The 23,623-nt window shown below is 68.6% G+C and carries 16 protein-coding genes; 6 read left to right on the top strand and 10 right to left on the bottom strand.

Annotated elements, in window-relative coordinates:
- Positions 1–58: 58 nt before the first annotated feature.
- From ACYU7G_RS05210 to ACYU7G_RS05185, 6 genes are all read right to left on the bottom strand, one after another.
- Positions 59–286, bottom strand: coding sequence for a hypothetical protein (locus ACYU7G_RS05210; protein WP_461105492.1), 228 nt, complete (start codon positions 284–286; stop codon positions 59–61).
- 38 nt (positions 287–324) lie between these two features.
- Positions 325–540, bottom strand: a complete 216-nt coding sequence (locus ACYU7G_RS05205) for a hypothetical protein (protein WP_461105490.1) — start codon at positions 538–540, stop codon at positions 325–327.
- Positions 541–610: 70 nt separating this feature from the next.
- Positions 611–1,582 carry a uroporphyrinogen decarboxylase/cobalamine-independent methonine synthase family protein gene (locus ACYU7G_RS05200; RefSeq protein WP_461105488.1) on the bottom strand — a complete coding sequence of 324 codons (972 nt, stop codon included), beginning with the start codon at positions 1,580–1,582 and terminating at the stop codon, positions 611–613.
- On the bottom strand, positions 1,582–2,652 hold the full coding sequence (mnmA, locus tag ACYU7G_RS05195) for a tRNA 2-thiouridine(34) synthase MnmA (RefSeq protein ID WP_461105486.1): 1,071 nt from the start codon (positions 2,650–2,652) through the stop codon (positions 1,582–1,584). Before mnmA ends, ACYU7G_RS05200 begins: the two co-directional genes overlap by 1 nt.
- A gap of 117 nt (positions 2,653–2,769) precedes the next feature.
- Positions 2,770–6,711, bottom strand: coding sequence for a carbohydrate binding domain-containing protein (locus ACYU7G_RS05190; protein ID WP_461105484.1), 3,942 nt, complete (start codon positions 6,709–6,711; stop codon positions 2,770–2,772).
- 137 nt (positions 6,712–6,848) lie between these two features.
- Positions 6,849–7,991, bottom strand: a complete 1,143-nt coding sequence (locus ACYU7G_RS05185; RefSeq protein WP_461105482.1) for a cysteine desulfurase family protein — start codon at positions 7,989–7,991, stop codon at positions 6,849–6,851.
- 121 nt (positions 7,992–8,112) lie between these two features.
- On the opposite strand from ACYU7G_RS05185, the gene glgX reads away from it, so the two are divergent.
- Genes glgX through ACYU7G_RS05160 form a run of 5 tightly spaced genes read left to right on the top strand, consistent with a single transcriptional unit; the run spans position 8,113 to position 16,225 of the window.
- A complete protein-coding gene (gene glgX / locus ACYU7G_RS05180) occupies positions 8,113–10,269 on the top strand; it encodes a glycogen debranching protein GlgX (protein WP_461105479.1) in 2,157 nt (718 codons plus the stop codon).
- A gap of 35 nt (positions 10,270–10,304) precedes the next feature.
- Positions 10,305–12,305: an alpha-1,4-glucan--maltose-1-phosphate maltosyltransferase gene (locus tag ACYU7G_RS05175; protein WP_461105477.1), complete on the top strand. Its 2,001-nt coding sequence runs from the start codon at positions 10,305–10,307 to the stop codon at positions 12,303–12,305.
- A complete protein-coding gene (locus ACYU7G_RS05170; protein WP_461105475.1) occupies positions 12,302–13,552 on the top strand; it encodes a phosphotransferase in 1,251 nt (416 codons plus the stop codon). Before ACYU7G_RS05175 ends, ACYU7G_RS05170 begins: the two co-directional genes overlap by 4 nt.
- A 1-nt stretch (position 13,553) precedes the next feature.
- Complete coding sequence (glgB, locus tag ACYU7G_RS05165; protein WP_461105473.1) at positions 13,554–15,452, top strand: 1,4-alpha-glucan branching protein GlgB; 1,899 nt, start codon at positions 13,554–13,556, stop codon at positions 15,450–15,452.
- Positions 15,449–16,225: an NUDIX hydrolase gene (locus ACYU7G_RS05160; RefSeq protein ID WP_461105471.1), complete on the top strand. Its 777-nt coding sequence runs from the start codon at positions 15,449–15,451 to the stop codon at positions 16,223–16,225. The genes glgB and ACYU7G_RS05160 overlap by 4 nt, the downstream gene beginning before the upstream one ends.
- Here the strand turns inward: ACYU7G_RS05160 and lacZ are convergent.
- The 4 genes from lacZ to ACYU7G_RS05140 form a co-directional block, all read right to left on the bottom strand.
- Entirely contained in the window at positions 16,218–19,223 is a 3,006-nt protein-coding gene (gene lacZ / locus ACYU7G_RS05155) for a beta-galactosidase, LacZ type (protein WP_461105469.1), read from the bottom strand. The genes ACYU7G_RS05160 and lacZ overlap by 8 nt on opposite strands.
- The gene (locus ACYU7G_RS05150) at positions 19,220–20,032 is read right to left on the bottom strand and encodes a carbohydrate ABC transporter permease (RefSeq protein ID WP_461105467.1); all 813 of its coding nucleotides are present in this window, start codon (positions 20,030–20,032) and stop codon (positions 19,220–19,222) included. Before ACYU7G_RS05150 ends, lacZ begins: the two co-directional genes overlap by 4 nt.
- Positions 20,025–20,993, bottom strand: a complete 969-nt coding sequence (locus tag ACYU7G_RS05145; protein ID WP_461105465.1) for a carbohydrate ABC transporter permease — start codon at positions 20,991–20,993, stop codon at positions 20,025–20,027. The genes ACYU7G_RS05150 and ACYU7G_RS05145 overlap by 8 nt, the downstream gene beginning before the upstream one ends.
- A gap of 75 nt (positions 20,994–21,068) precedes the next feature.
- A complete protein-coding gene (locus ACYU7G_RS05140) occupies positions 21,069–22,382 on the bottom strand; it encodes an ABC transporter substrate-binding protein (RefSeq protein WP_461105463.1) in 1,314 nt (437 codons plus the stop codon).
- A 187-nt stretch (positions 22,383–22,569) separates the two neighbouring features.
- Between ACYU7G_RS05140 and ACYU7G_RS05135 the strand changes: the two genes are divergently transcribed.
- Entirely contained in the window at positions 22,570–23,613 is a 1,044-nt protein-coding gene (locus ACYU7G_RS05135) for a LacI family DNA-binding transcriptional regulator (RefSeq protein WP_461105461.1), read from the top strand.
- The last annotated feature ends 10 nt before the right edge of the window (positions 23,614–23,623 follow it).

The raw sequence follows: 23,623 nt of genomic DNA, 5'->3' as shown, positions 1-23,623 counted from the left end.
GCGCCCATTCTTCCAATGTGGTGCCCGGACGCAAACCGGCGGGTGGCTGGCGTGTTCCTCACCCCAGCACGGCCGCCATCGCCTGCGGCTCGGTGAGCATCAGGTAGAACATGCGGCCCAGGAAGAACACACCGACGGCGAGGGCGACGGCGATCACGGGAACCAGCACGCGCTGCCACTTCTTCCAGCGGGTGCCGGGCACCTGTTCGGGGCCCCACTCGCCCACCTTCGGCTGGGCCCGCATGGGGCTGGGGCCGTTGAGGTTCAGGTCGGAGAAGACGCGCACGCCTCCATCGTAGCGAGCCCGGGGCCGCGGGCTCGGGCTCAGATGCCCCGCTCGGCCCAGACCAGCTCGTCGAGGCGGCGCAGCGCGCTCAGTTCGGGGGCGGTGCGCACGCCGTCGGCCCGGCGCAGGTCCGCCTCGGTGGTTCCCAGTTCCGCGAGGATCGCAGCGCGGGCGGCGTCCACGTCGTCGAGCGTCGTGATGGCGAAGGTGGCGGGGCGGACCCTGGTGCGGGTGCGGGTGGTGTCGTTGAGCATTTCATCCCTCCGTGGTCTCGGTGCTTCCAGCATCGCACCCGCCCTCCGGCCACCTGCAGGCACCCCCCGCTTATCGGGCCAGTTGCTCCTCGAGCAGCGGTGCTGCGGTGCGCAGCGCCTCCAGTTGGGGCACCACGTCCCGCAGCTGCCAGCCCGCGAGGCCGCACCCGGTGCCGAGGACCAGGCGGTCGGTGAGCGATGCCGGGTCCAGTTCGAGGGGTCGCAGGACACGCAGCGCCTCCGTCACCAGGGCATCGGCGCCGCGGCGCTCCGGGCGGGAGGCGTCCACCACACCGGCCACCAGTCGGTGCCCGCCCTCGAGCCAATCGCCCAGCCTGTCGAGGGCGGCGGTGGAGGTGAACAGCCGGGTGTCGATCGCGGCCCCGGTGAAGCCGGCCGCCGCGGCCGTGGGCAGCCAGTCGCCGGGGGCGCAGCAGTGCAGGAGGGCGCCGTCGGAGATGGGCTTGAGGGCGGTGGCGAGCTCGGGACCGTCGACCGCGCGGTGGCGGGAGAAGCCGCTGGCCGTGGGCAGGGAGCCGTCGGCCACGGCGATGAGCAGCGGCTCGTCCACCTGCAGCAGGATGGTGGCGGCGGGCAGGCGGCGGCGCAGGTCCGCCAAGAGGTTGCGGACCCCCTCGGCGAGGGCCTCGGAGAGTTCCCGCCGGGCACCGTGGTCCGCCAGCAACCGGTCGCCACGGGTCCGTTCGACGCTGCCCGCGAGCGTCCAGGGACCGGCCACTCCCACCTTGAGGACGCCGTCGAAGCCCTGGAGGAGTTCCTCGGTGTCGTCCAGGTCGGTGCGCCACTGCGCGGTGACTCGACGGTGTTCGGGGCTGGAGCCGGGGACGAGGCGCCAGCCGGCGGGCTGGAGGTCGAAGCCGAGTCCGTCCACCAGTCCCAGGGCGCGGCCCACCATGCCGGAGGCGGCCCCGCGTGCGGGCAGTTCGGGCAGGGGCAGGACCTCGGGGAGCACCTCGGCCATGGCGGACAGGGCGCCACGGAAGTCGCCACCCGGCAGCGAGCCGGCCGCGGTAACCCGCATCAGTGCGATTCCGCCAGGGTCGCCGAGCCGACGACGCGGTCACCGTCGAAGACCACGACGCTCTGCCCGGGCGCGATGCCCGTCGCCGGCTGGTCGAGCTCGACGACGAGGTCACCCGAGCGCAGGGAGATGGTGGCGTCCACGGGGGTGCCGTGCGCGCGGTACTGCGCCTGGCCCCGCCAGGGCCCCTCGACGGGGTGCTGGGTCCAGGTGGGGCGGATGCCCCGCAGGGTGGACACGGCCAGCTGTTCGCGGGAGCCGACGACGACGGTGTTGTTCACCGGTTCGATCTTGAGCACGTAGCGGGGGCTGCCGTCGGGGGCGGGGATCTTCAGGTCCAGCCCCTTGCGTTGGCCGACGGTGAAGTTGTGGCTGCCGTGGTGGATGCCGAGCTTCACGCCGTCGGCGTCGACGATGTCACCCTCGTCGGTGCCGAGGTAACGGGACAGGAAGCCCTGCGTGTCGCCGTCGGGGATGAAGCAGATGTCATGCGAGTCCGGCTTCTTCGCCACTGACAGCCCGAGCCGCGCCGCCTCCTCACGGACCTCGGTCTTGGGGGTGTCGGCGAGGGGGAACAGGGAGTGGCGCAGCTGGGTCTGGTTCAGCACGCCCAGTACGTAGGACTGGTCCTTGTCCGGGTCCACCGCGCGGTGGAGCTCCACCTCGGAGCCGTTGTCTACGACGCGGGCGTAGTGGCCGGTTGCGACGGCGTCGAAGCCGAGCGCGATGCCGCGGTCCAGGACGGCGGCGAACTTGATCTTCTCGTTGCAGCGCAGGCAGGGGTTGGGGGTGCGGCCGGCCTGGTACTCGGCGACGAAGTCATCCACCACCTGCTCCTGGAATTCCTCGGCGAAGTCCCACACGTAGAAGGGGATGTCCAGCACGTCGGCGGCCCGTCGGGCGTCGTGGGAGTCCTCGATGGAGCAGCATCCCCGCGCGCCCGTACGGTAGCTCTGCGGGTTCTTCGACAGTGCGAGGTGGACACCTGTCACCTCGTGGCCGGCGGCCACCATCCGGGCAGCGGCGACGGCGGAGTCGACCCCACCGGACATTGCAGCAAGAACACGCATGGGCTCCAGTCTACGCCGGGGGCGGCACGGCCCACCGGTTGCGGGACGCCCCATCCGCCACGCGGACGAGCCGGAGACCGTGCGCTGCACGATCCCCGGCTCGCGGGCAACCGAGGGCTACTTGCCCAGTCGCGCAAACTGCGCGGTGAAACCGTCCCAATCCTCCTTCTCCGCCGATGTCGAGTCATCCGCGCTGTAGGGATCGGTGGCAGCGTCGAGCGTCGCAGGGTCGTGGGGAAGGGACCCGATCGCCGACTGGCCGAACGTGGAGATCAGCATCACACCAATCCCGTTGGCCTCGAGGGACTCACGGGTCGTACCGAGTGTCGCGAACGGGATCTTCATCTCATAGATCGTGTCCTGGCTGGTGTCGTGGCCGCTGCCCAGCAGATCGGTGAACCTGGTCACGTCTGCCACATCGGCCGGGGTGTACCCCTCGTACCCGTTGGCCTTGATTCCCATCAGCGAGGACCCGACGAACCCGTCACCATGGGCGTACTCGATGCCACCGGCGGTGAAACCAGTCACGTTCTCGGGTTCGTAGTCGAACGAGTCCGAGGCATTGAGCGAGAACATCGAGGGCTGGCCCACACCGGGCTTGCTCGAGAACAGGGCGAGGTGGTCCACCTCTTCGTTCTCGAAGGTCGTTCGCAGACCCCAGACCCCTTCTTCCGTGCCATCGATCAGGCCATTGCCACCCCGATCGTTGACGTCGAAGGCAATGCCCTGCGGGATGTCTCCGTTGTAGGGCTTCCCGTTGTCGCTGATGGGGTAGCCCTGGCCCGGGTCCACCACGTCGGTCACGTTGGTGAACTGCCACATGAGGTACACGTTGTCATCGTCCCACGCGCCGTAGAGTGCGTACGGGTCATAGACGGGCCCCTCGTGGCTGCCGCGGAAGATGCGCGGGTCGTCGTTGGCGACGCCCTGGGCGATGATCATGTCCTCGCTCCACTCGGAGGCATCCCCGTCCACTGTGATGGTCGCACTCGCCCCAACCTGGCCGTTCGGGTTCTGCTGGTAGTACCCGTCCGAGTAGTCGGTACCCACCGGCGTACCCGGGTTGCCCGGGTCGCCCGGCTCATCGGGATCCTCCCCCGAGCCGGTCGTGACCCGGACGGCCTCACTCCACCCCGAGAGATTCCCGGAGGTGTCCACTGCGCGAACATCGAACTCGTAGTCCGTTGCCTCCTCAAGGTCCGCAAACACGTGCGTGACCTTTGCCGTGGACGTGATGCTGGGCTCGGCGCCAACAACGACCTTGCGGACCTGGTAGGAGGCCACTGCTACGTCGTCGGTGGCCGCATCCCATGACAGCCTCACCGTCGTGCCATCCACCTCGGCACTGACACCACCGGGTACCGAAGGTGCCGTTTCATCGGCCTCGCCGGCCGTCGAGACGGTGATGGTGTCGCTCCATGCCGAGGCGTTTCCGGAGGTGTCGACCGCCTGGACCTTGAACTCGAAGGTCGATTCTGGCGTCAACTGGAAGAACCCGACACTGGTGCCGGTGACGTGCACACCGACGGTGCCCTCTCCGCCCCCGGACTTGAGCACCCGGTATTGGGCCACTGCGACGTTGTCGGTCGAGGCGGACCAAGTCAGGGTGATCTCGTCCTGCACGGCGACGCCTTGCAGCCCTGCTGGGGTCGACGGTGCCTCCGTGTCCTCCACAGGCTCCGGATCGGCGCAAGGGCTGATGCCGGACACGACGCCGTCGGCGATCCTGACCGTCGCCCCACTGACCACGTAGTCCTTGGAAGCGTTGTTGTCCCATTCCCCGCTGCCGTTGTTGAACGCGAGGGTGGCACCGTCGGCGCCAGCGGGTACAGTCAGCGAGGCCCAACCCTCACAGGCCTCCGCCATCCTGGGACCCGGTGCCGTCGTCCACGCACCCGTGCCGACGCGGAAGTGTGCGTGGTAGGCCGACCAGCCCTTGTCCATCTTGTAGAACACCGTCATGTCCTCGCCGGTCGGCTCACTGCACGGTGCCATGCTCGTGACAACCCCGCCGGAGATGGCGACATTCGATCCACTGACCTCATAGTCCCGGGAGCCGTTGTTGTCCCACTCCCCGCTGCCGTTGTTGAACGCAAGGGTGGCCCCCTCAGCGCCCTGCGGCACGGTGGCCGACACCCATCCCTCACAGACATCGGCCATCTTCACTCCCGGTGCCGTCGTCCACGCGCCCGTGCCGACGCGGTAGTGGACGTAGTAGTTCTCCCAGCCCCTGTCCTTCCTGTAGAAGGCGGTCAGGTCACCGGTCGACGGGGTGTCTGCGGTGGTTGCGGAGACGGGGGCACTCGCCCCGGAGCGGTTGACACCGTCCGTGGCTCGCACGGTGTAGGTGTACTCCGTCGCCGGATCCAGCCCGGAGTCGGAGTACGACGTCCCGGTTCCCGGGGACGAGAAGGTTTCGCTGGCCCCGCCACCGGTACGAGTGATCTCGTAGCCGGTGACCGCGCAGTCATCCGTTGAGGCGGACCAGCTGACCGTGATGGTGGTGCCGTTCGCGGTGGCAGCCACGTTCGTCGGGGTCGTCGGCGCCTGCTCGTCCACGCACTCCCCCGGCGGGTCGCCATCGGAGCGGGCGCCCACGTGGAGGGCGACCGCGCCATTGCCCGGAACCGTCGCTTCGAACTGCCCCCCGGAGACCGTGATGGTCTCACCCGACCAGGTGCTCCCGGTCCTCGTCGCCGAAATGACGTTGTAGTACTCACCGTCGGGCAGGCTCGTGGTGAACGTCCGCGTGAACTGTCCGCCGCGGTTGATCACGACAGTGCCCTTCTCACCGCGGCTGAACGCGATGGCGTCGCTGCCGTTGGTCCACTTGTCCGTGACTGCGGTGCCATGGGTGGCAACGCGGAATCCAACCATGTTCTTGATGTTGTTCTGCGCGTGTTTGCAGGTCCACACCGAGCCGGCCGTGCAGGTGGGGTCGATGACTTCTCCCGATGCCGTCTGGGGAGGCCCTGCGTCGTAGTCGGTGAACTCGTACCCGGAGTGCACCGATGGCGAACCGTAGTTCCAGGCCAGTGTGAAGATCTGCGCCAGGTCGTAGGCCGCTCCGTCCTTGTAGGTGAGCGTCTCGCCGTTGCGCTCGGTGTCATGGTTGTCGACGAACACACCCGCGTCGGAGTGGTCGAGGAAGCCCTCCCAGGTCTCACCGATGCCTGCGCCGGTGGTCAGCCAGTTGATGGTGCCGTTGCCGAAGGCCTCCTTGAGTTTGCGGGCGTAGGCGAACTCATGGATGTCTCCCATGCCCAGGTACTCCTCGGGCTGGATCGGCTCGTTGGCGCGGATCACCTCCTGCACGATGTAGAGCTGGTCGCGGTTGTTCACCTTCGACAAGATGCCATCCATGTCGGCAGCCGAGATGTGCTTGACAGCATCGATTCGGAACCCGGCAGCACCCAGGTCCACGAGGCGGTTCAGGTAGTCGGCGATGGTCTGCTGGACGTAGGGCGAGCCCGTGTCGAGGTCCGACAGGTTGACGAGGTTGCAGTTCTGCACCTCCCAGCGGTCCTGGTAGTTGGCGATGTCGCGCCGACACGAGTGGAAGTCGGCGTCGCTGTACAGGCCCGGATAGTCGTAGTGGCCGAACTCGGTGCCGGCCCATCCCGTGCCACCCGCCGACTGGCCGCTCATGTGGTTGATGACCGCATCGACGATCACGCCCACGCCGGCCTCGTTGCACGTGTCGATCATCTGCTTGAACTCCGCCTCGGTCCCGAGGCGGGATTCCAGCTCGTAGCTGACGGGCTGGTAGTAGGTCCACCACTCACCCCCGAGCACGTGCTCCTGCGGTGGCGAGGTCTGGACGTACCCATAGCCCGCCGGGCCCAGGGTGCTCGTGCACTCCTCGGCGATCGCCTTCCATGTCCAGGAGAACATGACCGCGATGGTGTCTTTCGGACCGGGTGCCTCCGCGGCTGCCTTCTGGGCAGGAGTCAGGGACGCGATCAGCGCCACCAGGGTCAGTCCGATCGTGAGCATCGCCCACGAGACCTTTCGTCTGGACCGGCCCCCGGGGCGGTCATGGGTGCGTACGGGGATCATTGTGTGCTCCTTCGCAGACATGAACGGTGTGCCGTCGACTGCTCCGACACCTTGGCCGGGATCGACTGCTCCACACGCTAGGGACTGGAGGATCCGTTCGCAATCATTTCCGCAATTTGCAACGCGTTTGCAGAAACTCAGCCGCCACTGTGTTGCAGAGCTCCCCTGGCGCGGTCGACGGACCCGGGGAGCACCTCAGCCAGTTTCACGACATCCTGCTCGGTGCTGCTGTGTCCCAGGGAGAAGCGCACGGTGGCGGCGGCGTCGTCGGAGCTGCGGCCCATCGCGAGCAGCACCTCGCTGGGCTGGTGGACCCCTGCGCGGCAGGCGGAGCCGACGGAGGCGTAGATGCCGCGCTGGTCCAGCAGGAACAGCAGGTCGTCGGCGCGCAGGCCGGGGAAGGTGACGTTCACGACGTGGGGGGCGTGCTCGGCGCGGGTGGTGTTGACCACTCCCCCGCAACCGGTGACGAGGTCCACGACCTGCTGCTGCAGCCCACGCAGCCGGACCGACTCGGTCTCCAGTTCGGCCACGGCCTGCTCGGCCGCGGCCGCGAAGGAGGCGGCCAGGGCAACGGTCCCCGTGCCGGAGCGGATCTCGCGTTCCTGACCGCCGCCCAGCCCGATGGCGCCGGGCTTGAGGGAGCGCCGCACGGCGAGCGCGCCGATGCCGACGGGTCCCCCCACCTTGTGGGCGGAGACCGACATCAGGTCGAACCCGCCGTCGCGGAACCCGAGCGGCACGTGCCCGAGCGCCTGCACGGCGTCGGTGTGGAACCACGCCCCGACGGCACGGGCCGCCCGACGCACCGGCTCCAGGGGCTGGATGATGCCCGTCTCGTTGTTGACCGCCATCACGGACACCACGCCGACGTCACCGTCGACGGCCGCGACCGCCCGGTCCACGTCGAGGATGCCGTCCGGGGTGACGGGCAGCGTCTGCGCACCGCGCTCAGTCATGCCGAGGACGGCCGGGTGCTCGATGGCCGAGACCAGGCAGCGGGTGCGTCCCTCGCCCTCGCGGGCCCGCATGCCACCGACGACGGCGATGCTGTCCGCCTCCGAGCCGCCCGAGGTGAAGACCACCTCGGTGGGGTGCGCACCGAGCGCGGCGGCCAGTTGCTCGCGGGCCTCCTCGAGGGCGCGGCGGGCGCGCTGGCCGGCCACGTGCAGCGCCGAGGGGTTTCCCACCAGTGAGAGGTGGCGGTTCAGGGCGTCGATGGCCACCTGCCGCATCGGTGACGTGGCGGCGTGGTCGAAGTAGGAGTTGGCGGCGCTCACGCGGCAAACCTAGCGCGTGCGGCGGGGCGGTCCGGGACACCACTGTGAATATCCGTACAATGGAGCGGCTCATAACCACACGTGGGCCATTCTCGATGGACGACCAGGGACTTTCTGCTTCATGACTGATGGGCTTACGGACACGAGCCGGCTCGGTGCGCGCGTGACGAGCGACGGCGTGCGTTTCGGACTGTGGGCGCCACGCGCCGAACGCGTCGAACTGGTCCTGGTGGACGCACTCTCGCAGCAGTCGAACCTCTACATGGCGCTCGGCGAGGGCGGCATCTGGGAGGTGTTCGCGCCCGGCGTCGGTGACCAGCAGTTGTACGGATACCGCGTCCACGGTCCCTGGGACCCGGGAGCAGGCAGCCGCTTCAACCCCGCCCGCCTCCTCGTGGACCCCTACGCCAGGGCCATCACCGGCGGCATCGACTACTCCGGCCCCATCCACGACCACGTCCCCGGCGACCACTTCGAGATGGACCCGACTGACTCGTTCGGCTCGGTCCCGCTGTCAGTGGTGGTGGCGGACACCCCGGCCCCGACGCCGCTGCGGGAGCGCCGCAGCCTGGCCGAGTCGGTCATCTACGAGATGCACCTGCGGGGCTTCACCAAGACCCACCCGGCGGTGCCGGAGCACCTGCGCGGCAACTACGCCGGCCTCGCCTACCCCAGCGTGATCTCGTACCTGAAGGACCTCGGTGTCACGGCGGTGCAGTTGCTGCCCGTCCACCACTTCGTCTCCGAGCCTTTCGTGGCCCAGCGCGGCATGCGCAACTACTGGGGCTACAACACGCTGGGGTTCTTCGCGCCGCACGCGTTCTACGCGACGCTCGGCACCACCGGGCAGCAGGTGCACGAGTTCAAGGCCATGGTCAGCGCCCTGCACGAGGCCGACATCGAGGTCTACCTGGACGTGGTCTACAACCACACCGCCGAGGGCGGCCACGAGGGTCCGACGGTGTCCATGCGCGGCATCGACCACCACCAGTACTACCGCCTCACCAATGACCGCCGCGACGACTACGACGTCACCGGGTGCGGCAACTCGGTCAACACCTCCAACCCGATGGTGGCCCGGCTCGTCCTCGACTCGCTGAGGTACTGGGTGCAGGAGATGGGGGTGGACGGGTTCCGCTTCGACCTCGCGACCACCTTGTTCCGCGACGGCAACCACCACGTGGACCAGAACCACCCGCTCAAGCGCGCCATCAACTCCGACCCTGCGTTCGAGGGCATCAAGATGATCGCTGAGCCGTGGGACGTGGGGCCCTACGGCTACCAGGTGGGCAAGTTCGGGCCGGGCTGGTCCGAGTGGAACGACCGGTTCCGAGACCACTCCCGTGACTTCTGGCGCGGCGCCGTGCCAGGGGTGCAGGAACTCGCCACGCGCCTGTCCGGCTCCCCGGACCTCTACGACCGCCCCGGTCAGCGCCCGCAGTCCAGCATCAACTTCATCACCGCCCACGACGGCTTCACGATGCGTGACCTGGTCAGCTACGACGTGAAGCACAACCTCTACAACGGTGAGGCCAACCGCGACGGCACGGACAACAACCGCTCCTGGAACCACGGCTGGGAGGGCGAGACCGACGACCCTGCCATCAACGCGCTGCGACGCCGGCAGGTGCTGAACCTGCTCGCCACCCAGATCCTCGCCGTCGGCACCCCCATGCTACTGGCGGGCGACGAGTTCGGCCGCACCCAGCGCGGCAACAACAACGCCTACTGCCACGACAACCCGCTCACCTGGGTGAACTGGAACGTCGACGACGAGTGGGAGCAGGTGCGGGAACGCACGGCCGCGCTGCTCAAGTTGCGCGCCGACCACCGATTGCTGCGCAGCGACGAGTACCTCTACCACCAGGAGATCGTCAACCCCCACGGCGAGAACCTGCAGCGCGTCGACCTCACCTGGATGGACGGCGAGCACGGCCAGATGGGCGAGGACGACTGGCACGACGGCGGCCGCCGGCTGCTGGGGATGTACGCGTCGAACTCCACGGAGGCCTTCCTCACCTGGTTCCACTCCGGCCCCGACCCCATCGAGGTCACGCTGCCCGGCCTGCCCTGGGCCAGCGGCTACTCCATCGCCTGGCACTCGGTGCTCGACGGGGAACTCCCCGCCGAGCCGCTGGTGGCGGGCAGCGCGTTCAAGCTGCCGGGGCGCAGCGTGGTGGTGATGCGGGCCGATGTTCCCACCACCACGGCCGACCTGCTGGAACTGCGCGAACTGGAACCGCTCGACTCCGAGGACACCGCCCAGATCTTCGAGTGAGCCCGGCGGCCGGGCGTCGCCGCTAGGCTGGCACCGTGAGCGAGACAGCCCCAGCACGTGCCCACCTGACCCGCACCGAGGGCGGTTTCGGCCGCATCCCCGTGACCGGGGTGCAGCCGGTGATCGCCGACGGCGCCTACCCCGTCAAGGCGGTGGTGCACGAACGCATCCTGATCCGTGCCAACGTGTTCCGCGAGGGTCACGACGCCGTCAACGCGTCGGTGATCCTGACCGCTCCGCACGGCTCGCAGCGCCGCGTCGACCTCAAGCAGGTGGAGCCCATGGGGCTGGACATCTGGCAGGCCCACGTCCGGATGGCCTCGGAGGGCGACTGGACCTTCCGAGTGGAGGGCTGGTCTGACCCGTGGGGCACCTGGCTGCACAACGCGGAGGCCAAGCTGCCGCTCGGGATGGACCTCGAACTGGTCTGCATGGAGGGCCGCGAGGTGGTGGGCCGCGCCATCGACAACGCCCACAAGCTCGGCGTCCACAGCGCAGCCACCATCCTCGAGGCGCTCGTGGAGGTGCTCCGCCCCGAGACCCCGGCCGAGGAACTGGTGGAACTGATCGAGTCCCGCCCGATTGCCCGGGCCATGGCTCGCTTCGGGCCCCGGGACCTGGTCAGCGCGACCAAGGAGTACCCCATCAGGGTGGAACGCAAGCGCGCCCTGTACTCGTCCTGGTACGAGTTCTTCCCCCGCTCGCAGTTCGCTCAGCAGCACGAGGACGGGTCCTGGACCTCCGGCACGTTCGACTCGTCCCACGCCCGCCTGGACGCGGCAGCGGCGATGGGGTTCCACGTCGTGTACATGCCACCCATCCACCCCATCGGCACTGCCTTCCGCAAGGGCAGGAACAACACCCTCACCCCGGGAGAGCACGATCCGGGCTCGCCGTGGGCGATCGGTTCCCCCGACGGCGGCCATGACGCCATCCACCCCGAACTGGGTGACTTCGAGGCCTTCGACCGGTTCGTCGCCAAGGCCAACTCCGTGGGGCTCGAGGTGGCCCTGGACCTGGCGCTGCAGGCCTCCCCGGACCACCCGTGGGTCAAGGAGCACCCCGAGTGGTTCACCACCCGGCTCGACGGCTCGATCGCCTACGCGGAGAACCCGCCGAAGAAGTACCAGGACATCTACCCCATCAACTTCGACAACGACCCGCACGGCATCTACCACGAGGTGCTGCGGATCGTGAAGTTCTGGATCGAGCGCGGCGTCACCATCTTCCGCGTCGACAACCCCCACACCAAGCCCGTCGAGTTCTGGGACTGGCTGCTCGAGAAGATCCACCACTCGAACCCCGAGGTGATCTTCCTGGCGGAGGCGTTCACCCGCCCGCAGATGATGGCAGCGCTCGGCAAGGTGGGGTTCCAGCAGTCCTACACCTACTTCACGTGGCGCGTCACCAAGGCCGAGCTCACCGAGTACCTCACCGAGCTGTCCACGGACATGGCGCCCTACTACCGGCCCAACTTCTTCGTGAACACCCCGGACATCAACCCGTTCCACCTCCAGACGGGCAACCCGGCGATCTTCGCGATCCGCGCCATCCTGGCCGCGACGATGTCGCCCACCTGGGGCGTCTACTCCGGCTTCGAGCTGTTCGAGCACGAGGCGTTCGCCCGGGGCCGCGAGGAGTACCTGGACTCCGAGAAGTACGAGTACCGGCCCCGCGACTACGACGCCGAGCCGAACCTGAACCTCCTGATGGGCAGGCTCAACGCCATCCGGGAGAACCACCCGGCACTGCAGCAGTTGCGTGACGTGGACTTCCACGAGACCAACCACGAACAAGTGATCGCCTACTCCAAGCACGACGGCGACGACGTCGTGCTGATGGTGGTCTCCCTGGATCCCGACAACACCGTGGAGACCGTCCTGTCCCTCGACCTCGAGGCACTGGGCGCCGGGGAGGCCGGGGAGGTCCGGGTGGTCGACGAACTCAGCGGCGAGGAGTACTTCTGGGGCCGGGACCCGTTCGTGCGGCTCCAGCCCGGCCAGCCCGCCCACGTCCTGCACGTCACCGGCGCGTGATCGACGTGTCAGCGCCCGAGGAACTGCTGGCTCCCGTCTGGGAGTTGGCCGCGGACGCCCGCTGGTTCTCGGGACGCTCCCGCGGTGGGGAGCCCGTCGGGTTGGAACTGGGTGAGTGGCTCGCGCCACCCGCCCCCGGTCCCGGGGTGCGCGCCGCGCTCCTGGAAGTGGGCTACCCGGACGCGGCGCCGGAGCGCTACCTGGTCCCGCTGGTCTACCGGCCGTTGGGGACCGAGGTGGCACCGACACTGGCCGAGGCCACGCTCGACGGCGTCCGCCACTGCGTCGGGGAACTGCTGGACGACCCGGAGGCCACCTCGCTGCTGCTGGGCCTGCTCGCCGAGGGCGCACCCGGGTTCGAGCCCGCCAAGGAGGTCCCGACTGGCCTGCCGGGACGGCGCTACTCCGGCGAGCAGTCCAACACCACCGTGTTCTTCGGGCGCGAGGTGCTGTGCAAGGTCTTCCGGCGCCTCGAGTCCGGCCGCAACCCGGATGCCGAACTGCACGAGGCACTGGCCGACACCGGGGCCGTGGCAGGGCTCTACGGCACCTGGCGCTCCGGCGAGGTGGACCTCGCGATCTTCCTGGAGGCGCTGCCCAACCCCGTCGACGGCTACGTGCTGGCCTGCCAGTACGCCGCGGCCGGCCACAGCTTCACCGAGTACGCACGCCGACTGGGCGCGGCCCTCGCGAGGATCCACCACGCCCTCGCCGAGCGGCTGCCGACTGCCACGGCGTCGGGGACCGACTTCGCCACCGCCGCCCGCGTCCGGTTCGACGCCGCCGCCCGCGAGGTGCCGGAGCTGGCCGGGCTCCGCGGCTTCGTGGAGTCGACGCTGGCCGTGGTCGGGCACGGCGAGTTCCCCACCCAGCGCATCCACGGCGACTGCCACCTCGGGCAGGTGCTGCTGACGCAGGACCAGTGGCGCTACGTGGACTTCGAGGGCGAACCGCTCAAGACCATCGAGGAGCGGCGCCGCCCGGACACCCCCTGGCGCGACGTCGCCGGCATGCTGCGCTCCTTCGAATACGCGGCCGCCAGCACCGATGCAGACACGGGCACCTGGCTGCCCGAGGTGCGGCTCGCGTTCCTCGACGGCTACGGCGCCCGCGACGTCGACCAGCGCCTGCTGCGGGCACTCGAGGTGGACAAGGCCGTCTACGAGGTGGTCTACGAGTCACGCAATCGGCCCGCGTGGCGTCACGTACCGATAGATTTCCTTGAATCACTCGCGAGGGAGAACTGACATGACGCACGACTACTTCGGTGGCCTGACCGGCTGGGACTTCGAGGGGTTCCACAGCGGTGGGGACACCGAGATCTGGAAGAAGTTCGGCGCGCACCACGTCACCGTCGCCGACGACGAGCGCGGCTCCGTCGACGGCGTGCGGTTCGCGGTCTGGGCACCCAACGCGCAGGCCGTTCAGGTGGTGGGGCCGTTCAACTGGTGGACCGGCGACGAACTGCGCCTGATCCCCGGTTCCGGCGTCTGGGGCCGCTTCATCGAGGGCCTCGAGGAGGAGACCCTCTACAAGTACCGGATCCAGGGTCCCGACGGCGTCTGGCGCGAGAAGGTGGACCCGGTCGCGAGCTTCAGCGAGCAGGCCCCCGCCAACGCCAGCATCGTGTACAAGTCCCGCTACGCGTGGTCCGACGACGAGTGGATGGCCAGGCGCCGCGAGTCCCGCGCCCACGCCGAGCCGATGAGCGTCTACGAGGTGCACCTGGGCGGCTGGCGAAAGGGCAAGTCCTACCTGGAGCTGGCCGACGAGCTGGTGGAGTACGTCACCTGGCAGGGCTACACGCACGTGGAGCTGATGCCGGTGGCAGAGCACCCGTTTGAGCCGTCGTGGGGCTACCAGGTCTCCGGCTACTTCGCCCCGACTTCGCGGTTCGGCAAGCCGGACGACCTGCGCCACCTCATCGACAAGCTCCACCAGGCGGGCGTCGGTGTCATCCTGGACTGGGTGCCGGGCCACTTCCCCAAGGACGAGTGGGCGCTGGGTCGCTTCGACGGCACGGCCCTCTACGAGCACGCCGACCCCCGGCAGGGCGAGCACATGGACTGGGGCACCTACATCTTCAACTACGGCCGCAACGAGGTGAAGAGCTTCCTGGTCTCCAACGCGCTGTACTGGATCCAGGAGTTCCACATCGACGGGCTGCGCGTGGACGCCGTCGCCTCCATGCTGTATCTGGACTACTCCCGCGAGGAGGGCCAGTGGGTGCCCAACCAGTACGGGGGCCGCGAGAACCTGGAGGCCATCGACTTCCTGCGCTACGTGAACCGCCACCTGTACGAGCGGGAGCCGGGCGTGCTGATGATCGCCGAGGAGTCAACGAGCTTCCCCGGCGTCACCAAGCCGGTGCACGAGGGCGGGCTGGGCTTCGGCTTCAAGTGGAACATGGGCTGGATGAACGACTCGCTGCGCTACCTGCAGCTGGATCCCGTCTACCGGCAGTACGACCACAACCTGCTGACGTTCGCGATGGTGTACGCCTACTCGGAGAACTTCATCCTGCCCATCAGCCACGACGAGGTGGTCCACGGCAAGGGCTCCATGATCAACAAGGTCCCGCAGGACGACTGGCGCAAGTTCGCCACCCTGCGCGCCTTCTACTCCTACATGTGGTCCTTCCCCGGCAAGCAGCTGGTTTTCATGGGTTCTGAGTTCGCGCAGCGCCCCGAGTTCGACGAGTCCACCAGCCTGGAGTGGTGGGTCTCGGACCTGTGGGGGCACGGCGGGCTGCAGCGCCTGTTCCGGGACCTCAACCACCTCTACCGGGACCACCCCGCGCTGTACGAGCTGGACAGCCAGCCCGAGGGCTTCACATGGATCAACGCCGACGACGCCGGCCACAACGCCCTGAGCTGGGTGCGCAACGACTCGGCAGGCAACCGCGTGGCCTGCATCACCAACTTCTCCGCGGACCCGTTGCGGGACTACTCCATCGGCCTGCCGGAGGCGGGAACCTGGGAGGAGATCCTGAACACCGACTCGCTGCACTACGACGGCTCCGGCCAGCACGGCAACCTCGGCGCCGTCGAGGCCTCGGCCGAGCCCTGGGGACACTTCGGCGCCCAGGCCCGGGTCACCGTGCCCCCGCTGGCGTCGGTGTGGCTGCGGCGCAACGCGCAGCGGTGACGGACTTCCGGGTCCACGTCGACATCTCGGCCGGCGTGGGCAGGCTCCGCTGGGAGCAGCAGGTGGTGGACGCGGCGACCCTGCAGCGCGCCGTCAGCCTGGCCGCCGACGACGCCATCATCGCCCACGACCTACGGCGGCTGCAGGTGGACCTGCTCGCCACCGATCGCCCCGCCAGGATCGCGGTCCACCGGTGCGGCTTCCGGCTCGAGGGCAGGCTCCGCAACGCGCAGGAGACGCCCGACGGGGAGCTCGTGGACGTCCTGGTCTACGCCCGGCTGGCCGTGGACCCGGTCTACGGCGCCGAGGGGTTCTCGGGAGTGATGAACTCCGTGCTGCCAACCAAGCGGGTGATCGGGCACGCCGTGTTCCGCAACACCGCCGGCGAGGTGCTCCTGACCGAGACCGTCTACAAGGACGACTGGGAACTGCCAGGCGGCGTGGTGGAGCGCGGGGAGACGCCGCGACAGGGTGCGCAGCGCGAGGTGCTGGAGGAGATCGGGCTCGAGTTCCGGTTCGGCCAGCCGGCGCTGGTGGACTGGATGCCCCCGTACTTGGGCTGGGACGACGCCGTCGAGTACATCTTCGACGGCGGCACCCTCCCCGACGACGTCGCCGCCGCAGCGGTGGCCTCGGACGCCGAGATCCGGGAACTGCACTGGGTGCCGCGCTCCGAGCTGCGTGGGCGGGTCACGGAGCTCTCGGCGCGGCGCATCGAGCTGGTCCTGGACGGCTACCGGGGCATGACCGAGAACGGGTTCCCGGTCACCTGATCCCCCGGAACGAGAACCGGAACACCAGTTCCTCGTCGCGTGGCAGCAGGTACTCGGGGTGGGTCTCGGCCCCCCAGGAGTTGTCGCCACCCACTCCCCTGCGCATCAGTGCCGGGCGCACCACGGTGCGCTGGATGGGCGGCAGGTCCACCGGGTGGAGGGCGTTCTCGATCTCGAAGGGCGTCCAGGGCAGGGCGGAGAACTCCATCTCGTCGGAGGCCTCGAACCGCAGCCCGGCACCCTGGCCGTCGGTGAGTTCCGCCCAGCGCACCCCGGTGCGGCTCCCGGACTCCTGCGGACGCACGTAGCCGGTGAGCATCTCGGTGACGTCCGCGGAGTGGACCCCGAGCCGGGCGCCGGCGCGGCGGTCGACGTAGCACTCGTCGGGGCCCTCGCCGTACCAGGCCAGGTTGCGCAGTTCCGCGCCGGTGGTGAGCAGCATCCCGAACTCCGGCATGTCCGGCAGCCCCACACCGGGGCGGGCCGTGAGGGTGACCTCGATTCGCCCGTCGCCATGGACCAGGTAGGCCACGTCGCACTCCCCCGCCGGGTTGCTGGGCAGTTCGTAGGTGTAGCGCACCTCGACGGCGTGGTTGTGGACCTGCACGGCGGGGCCCGCCTCGCTCGCCTCGGCGTAGCGGCTGGCGAGCAGCCATTGGCCGTCGCGGAAGGGCATGTTCCAGCCGCGCTCGTTGGAGGTGGGAGCGTGCCAGAAGTTGGGCTTGGGGATGCCCTGCAGGAACTCCCGGCCACCGTCGCTGGTCATGCCGTAGCGGTAGGACACCAGTCCGCCGTAGAGCTTGGAGAACAGCGCGGTGAAGTGTTCGCCCCGCACGCCGATGTTGTGCACGCCGTCGACGAGCTCTGGGGCGGGGCGCTGGGGCCGCGGCCGCGGCACGCCCGAGACGGTCACCACCGCCTGTTCCCAGGCCACCTCGTGCCCGGCCGGCGCCCATGCCGTCGGCCGCGCGAGGCGGAAGCTGACGTCGAAGGTGTACTCGCCGTCGACGTCGGGCAGGTCCAGCGGGAGCGGGAACGTGCCGGTGGTGCCGGGCGCCACGTCGACCTGCAGGGTGTGGCCGGCCTGTTCCCGCCCTTCACGCAGCAGCGTGACCACGCAGTCGTATCCGGAGGTGTCGGTGAACAGCATCCGGTTGGTCACCTGCACGGCGTCAGTGGAGATCTCGATCGCCAGCGGCTGGTAGAGCTTGCGCACCTCCGCCAGCAGCGGCTTGGGGGTGTGGTCGGCGAACAGGATCCCGTTGGCGCTGAAGTCGCCGTCGTGGGGTGACTCGCCGCAGTCCCCGCCGTAGCCGAAGAACTCCCGGCCGTGGCGGTCGGTCAGGGCGATGGCCTGGTCCGCGAAGTCCCAGATGAACCCGCCCTGGAACAGCGGCTCCCGGTGGGCGAGATCGACATACTTGTCCACCGCGCCGAAGGAGTTGCCCATCGCGTGGGCGTACTCGCACAGGATGAAGGGCTTGTCGCGGTTGGTGCGCAGGAACTCCTCCACGTCGGCGGCGCTGGTGTACATCTGGCTGACGACGTCGGTGGTCTCCGGGTGGCGGGGGTCCCAGTGGACGCCCTCGTAGTGCACGGGGCGCTCGTCGAGGGATCGGAACAGGTCCGCGACGTCGCGCAGGTTGGTGCCGCCGAAGGACTCGTTGCCGCAGGACCACATCACGATGCTGGGGTGGTTCTTGTCCCGCTGCAGCATGCTGGTGGCCCGGTCGAACAGGGTGGCCCGCCACTGGGGCAGGTTCCCGGGCACGGCCTCCTCGAGCGGGATGCGGCCGCGGGTCACCCAGTCCCACATGCCGTGCGATTCCAGGTTCATCTCGTCGATGACGTAGAGGCCGTAGGTGTCGCACAGTTCGTAGAGGAACGTGTTGTTCGGGTAGTGGCTGGTGCGCACGGCGTTGATGTTGGCGGCCTTCATCAGCCGGATGTCGGCCTCCGTCTGCTCCCGGCTCATGACGCGTCCCTGCAGCCCGAACTCGTGCCGGTTGACGCCGTTGAACACCACCCGCTGCCCGTTGATGCTCAGCACGCCGTCCTCGATGCCGAAGCGCCGGATCCCGACCCGCTGCCGCACCACCTCCGTGGTCCGGCCCGACTCGTCGAGCACCTCCAGGGTGAGGTCGTAGAGCTGGGGGTCCTCGGCGCTCCACAGCCGCGGCCGCTCGACGTTGACCGCCAGGGCACCGTCGGCTTCGGTGAGTTCACCCACGTCCGTGAGCCGGGCCCGGACCCGGCCGGCACCCTCGAGCGTGGTCTCCACCCGCACCACGGCAGTGGACAGGTCCTGCGGGACCTCGGTGGTGACGCGCAGGTCCTGCAGGTGGACGGCGGGGCGGCGGCGGAGCACCACGTCGCGGAACAGGCCCGAGAACCGGTAGAAGTCCTGGTCCTCGATCCAGGCGGCGCCCGAGTGCTTCACCACCTGGGCGGCGAGCTTGTTGCGGCCCTCCACCAGGTGGTCCGTCACGTCGAACTCCGACGGCGTGAACGCGTCGGTCCCGTAACCGACGTAGTGTCCGTTCACCCAGACCGCCACGCTGCTCTCGGCGCCCTCGAAGGAGACGCTGAGGCGCTCGCCGTCGGCCAGGGGATGGTCGAGTTCGAAGTGGGTGACGTAGCTGCCGACCGGGTTGTGGTGCTGCGGGATCTCGCCGGGCGCGATGTCCTCGTAGCCGTCCCAGGGGTGCTGCACGTTGGCGTACTGGGGCCGGTCGTGGCCGGCCAGCTGGATGTGGCCGGGCACCCGGATGTCGTCCCAGTCCGAGGTGTCGAAGTCCACGGCCTCGAACCCCGGGACGGCCAGTCCGCCGTTCCGGGCGTGGTGGAACTTCCAGGTGCCGCACAGGGACTGCTCGAAGCTGCTGCTGCCGGTGGCGAGTTCTGCGTGGTCGGCGAACCAACGGTGGTCCGAGTGGGCCGCCATCCGGTTCTCGGAGACGAACTCCGGGTCGGCGATGCGGCTGGGGTCGAATGTCATTTGATGGCTCCTGTGATGCCCTCGGCGAAGGCGCGCTGCAGGACGAGGAAGATCACCATCGTCGGCAGGGACGCCAGCAGCACCGCGAGCATGAGTACTCCGTAGTCGGTCACGTAGCCGGCCCTCAGGTTGGAGATGAGCATCGGCATGGTCTGGTAGTTGTTGTTGACGAGGATCACCTTCGGCCACAGGAAGTTGTTCCAGGCGGTCATGAAGGTGATGACGGCCGCGGCCGCCAGGGTGGAGCGCATCGTCGGCAGGAAGATGCGCAGGTAGATGCTGACCTCGCTGAGCCCGTCCAGCCGGGCGGCCTCGACGATCTCGTGCGGGAAGGTCCGGGCCGACTGCCGGAACAGCAGCACCAGGAACGGCGTCGAGATCGCCGGGAGGATGACCGCCAGGGAAGAGTTGACCATCCCGTAGTCGGCGAACATCTGGAACAACGGGATCATGATGGCCGCGAACGGGATCATCATCGCCAGCAGCAGGAAGGCCATCAGCCGGTCCTTGCCCTTGGAGTGGAAGACCTCGAAGCCGTAACCGGCGATCGAGCACACGAACAGCGCCAGCACCGTGGTGCCGACGGCCTGGATGGTGGAGTACCACATGGCCGAGGCGACGTCCTGCTGGGCGAGCAGGCTGCTGAGGTTGTCGAACAGTGCGGTGCCCGGCAGCAGCCGGGAGTCGAGCACGTCGTTGCTGGTGTTCGTGGCGGAGACCACCATGAAGTACAGCGGGAACAGCGATGCGATGGCCGCCACGGTGAGGAAGGCGTATCCCGGGATCCTGCGGAGCTTGTTCCTAGTCACGCTTGTCACCAACCTTCAGCTGGATCGCGGCGAGGATGGCCACCATGACCAGGATCACGTAGGAGATGGCGGCGCCGTAGCCGAAGTTCGGGTTCTTCTGGAAGGACAGTTCGAACAGGTAGTGGGACATGGACATCGACGTGTAGGCCGGGCCGCCCTGGGTCAGGTTCCACGACTCGTCGAAGAGTTGGATGGTGCCGTTGGTGGACATGATCGCCGTCAGCAGGATCATGGGGCGCAGTTGCGGGATGGTGACGTACCAGAACGTCTTGAAGGAACCCGCGCCGTCGATCTTGGCCGCCTCCAGCGACGAGTAGTCGATGTTCTGCAGCGCCGCCAGGTAGAAGACCATGTTGTAGCCGGTCCACCGCCACAGCAGCCCGAGGATGATCACGAACCGGGCGGTCTCGGTCTCCCCCAGCCAGTTGATTGGCGAGTCGATGAAGTTCAGGCCCATCAGGACGTCGTTGACGAAGCCGTCGTTGGCGAACATCGTGCGGAACACCAGCGAGTAGCTGACCAGCGAGACTGCGCAGGGCAGGAAGATCGCCGTGCGCCAGAGTCCCCGGAACCGCAGCTTGCGGTCGTTGAGGAGGTTGGCCAGCACCAGCGCCAGCACCAGCATGATGGGCACCTGGATGACCAGGTAGAGCAGCGTGTTGCCGACGGTGAGCTTGAAGATCTCGTCGTTGAGGAGCCGCTCGTAGTTGTACCAGAGCGGTTCGGCGAACTCGAGCCTGGTGCCGCGGCCGGTCTTCATGGACAGGATGAATGCCTGGAGCATGGGCCAGAAGTTCATCCACAGGATCAGCAGGGCGGCCGGGAGCAGGAAGACCCAGCCGGTCAGGCTGCGCTGCTTCTCGAGCCCGAAGCGCCGCTTGCGGCCGGCGCGGTCGGCATCGGGCTCCCCCTCCGCGGCGGGCCCGCCCCGTCTGCGGACGGTGCGCGTGGTTTCAGACATGTTCAGATCCCCTCGGGGTGGTCTCGGGGGTAGGGCCGGCGAACCGACCCCACCCCGGTCACGACCGGTCCCCCGTCAGCTCATCGCGAACTCGACGTTGCTCTGCGCCTCGGCGAGGGCAGTGGCGACGTCGGCACCGTCGAGGATCTGGGTCAGGGCCGCGCTCACGGCGTCCCGGCCCTCGTAGTAGTAGGCACCCGTGTTGTTGCTGGGCACCTCGGCGGCGAACTCCAGCACCTTGGAGAAGATGGCCTCGCCACCGAAGAACTCCTGGGGCTCGCCGTAGACGTCGCTCTCACCCGCGGGCAGCCAGTTGGCCAGCGCACCCGAGGACGGGAGGATGGTGTCGTAGAGCTCGGTGGAGCCGGCGAAGGTGGAGGCCAGGAAGTCCTGCGCCAGTTCGACGTCGGCGTTGGAGCTGATGGCCCAGGACGAACCACCGTTGGCGGAGTAGTGGGTGGCGCCCTCGAGCCCGTCGATCTTTGGCAGGTTGGTGATGCCCCAGTTGCCGGACTGGTCCTCGGCGGTCTGGATGGAGCCGAGGATCCACACGCCGTTGATGGTGCCGGCGACGTTGGCGTTCACAAGGGTGCCGATGTACTCGTCCCAGGAGTTGACCTCGATCATGACGCCGGATTCGACGAGGCGCTCGTAGATGTCGATGGCGGCCATCAGGGCCTCGTTGTCGACGATGGTGGGGTTGCCCTCGGTGTCGAACAGGCTGGCGCCGGCGGACTGCAGCAGCATCATGATCAGGTCGGAGGACCCGGCCTGGCCCGAGAGCAGCGGCTGGCCGGTCTTGGCCAGGATGTCCTCGCCGTTGGCGATGTACTCGTCCCAGGTGATGTCCGTGAAGTCGTCGACGGTGTAGCCCGCCTCTTCGAGGACGTCGGTGCGCAGTGCGGTGATCGCGGTGCCGTTGTCGAATGGCAGGCCGAAGTTGGTGTCGTCCACCACGGAGTAGGCCACCACGCCGGCGGGGAACTCGTTGAAGTCCACGTCGCTGCCGGAGAAGTCGCTGAAGAGGTCCGGGTAGTTGATGACGTTCTTCTGGAAGGCGTTGTTCTGCATGAGGAAGATGTCGGGCAGTTCCTCGAACTCCTGGGACTGCGCCAGGGTGGTGAGCTTGGTCTGCAAGTCGTCCCAGGGGGTCTCGACCACCTCGACGGTGACGTCGGGGTGCTCCTGCTGGTAGATCTTGGCGGCCTCGTCCATGGCGTAGATGTTGAAGGCGGGGTCCCAGGCCCAGACGGTCAGGCTTCCGGATCCGTCGGTCCCGGTGCCGTCGCCGCCACCGTTGCCGTCGTCCCCGCTGCCGCCGCAGGCGGAAAGTGCGATGCCGAGCGGTACGAGCACCGCCAGCGAAGTTAGCTTCTTCCAGACGTTCATGTGACTTCCTTGTCTGTCGTCGTGACCGGCGAGCCTCCGCCGACCCAAATGTTTACGTCAACGTAGCACTCTGGAACGGTGCGATCCACCCCCTTCCCATAATCATCTCGTAACGACGAAGTTCACGTTGGCGGCGGCGCGGCACGAACAATGGTGACGTAACCAAACGGCGCGCTACACTCCCGCCATGGGTACCGTGAGCGGACGTGGCCGACGCAAGACCGGCCCCTCGATCGAGGACGTGGCGCGCCTGGCGGGCGTGTCCGCCCAGACCGTCTCGCGGGTGTCGACGGGCGCGGACCCGGTCCGGCCGCAGACCAGGGAGAAGGTGCTGGCCGCCATGGCCCAGCTCGGGTACTCCCCCAACCGTGCCGCGAGGGCGCTGCGCAACGGCTCCTTCGGCACCATCGGCGTGCTGGCGCACCGCTACGAGCGCACGGGCGAGGTGCTGACCACCGAGGGCGTGGTGAAGGCCACCGCCGCCGAGGGCTACACCGTCACCATGCTCAGCATCGAGGCGGACAAGGTGGACGCCGCCGAATGGGAGAGCGCGGCGCACAGGATCTCCAGCCAGGCCATCGACGGCCTCGTCATCATCCGGGCAGAGGAGGCCACACCCGACACGCTGACGCTGCCTGCGGGGATGCCCGTGGCTGTCTCCGACTCACGCCTGGTGGGCCACTACCCGGCGGTGACGGCGGACCAGATGCAGGGGGCCAGGGACGCCACCCGGCACCTGCTGGACCTCGGACACCGCCAGGTCCACCACGTCGCCGGGCCCTCGGACTCCGAACCCGCCCAACTGCGACGTCGGGCGTGGGAGCGGACGCTGGAGCAGGCGGGCATCACCGTGCCGCGGGTCTGGCAGGGCGACTGGACCCCCCGCTCCGGCCACGAACTCGGCTCCCGGCTGGCCGAGGACCCCGACGTCACCGCGGTCTTCTGTGCCAACGACGAGATGGCCTTCGGCCTGATCAGGGCACTCTCGGAAGCCGGCCGACGGGTCCCGCAGGACGTCTCGGTGGTCGGCTTCGACGGGATCGCGCTCGGAGAGTACGTCTGGCCTCCCCTGACGACGCTGCGGCAGGACTTCACCCACATCGGGCAGGAACTCGTGCGGCTGGTGCTGTCACAGATCCGCTCGCCGCGCAGCGCCCTGCCCAGGCACGACCGGGTGGTGGTGCCCACCGAGCTGCTGGTGCGCGGGACCACCGCCCCGCCGTCCCGGTGACGCGCGACAA

This window comes from Tessaracoccus terricola (assembly GCF_054776555.1).
The sequence above is the reverse complement of the archived record's forward strand: the minus strand, read 5'-3'. Positions and strand labels throughout refer to the sequence as shown.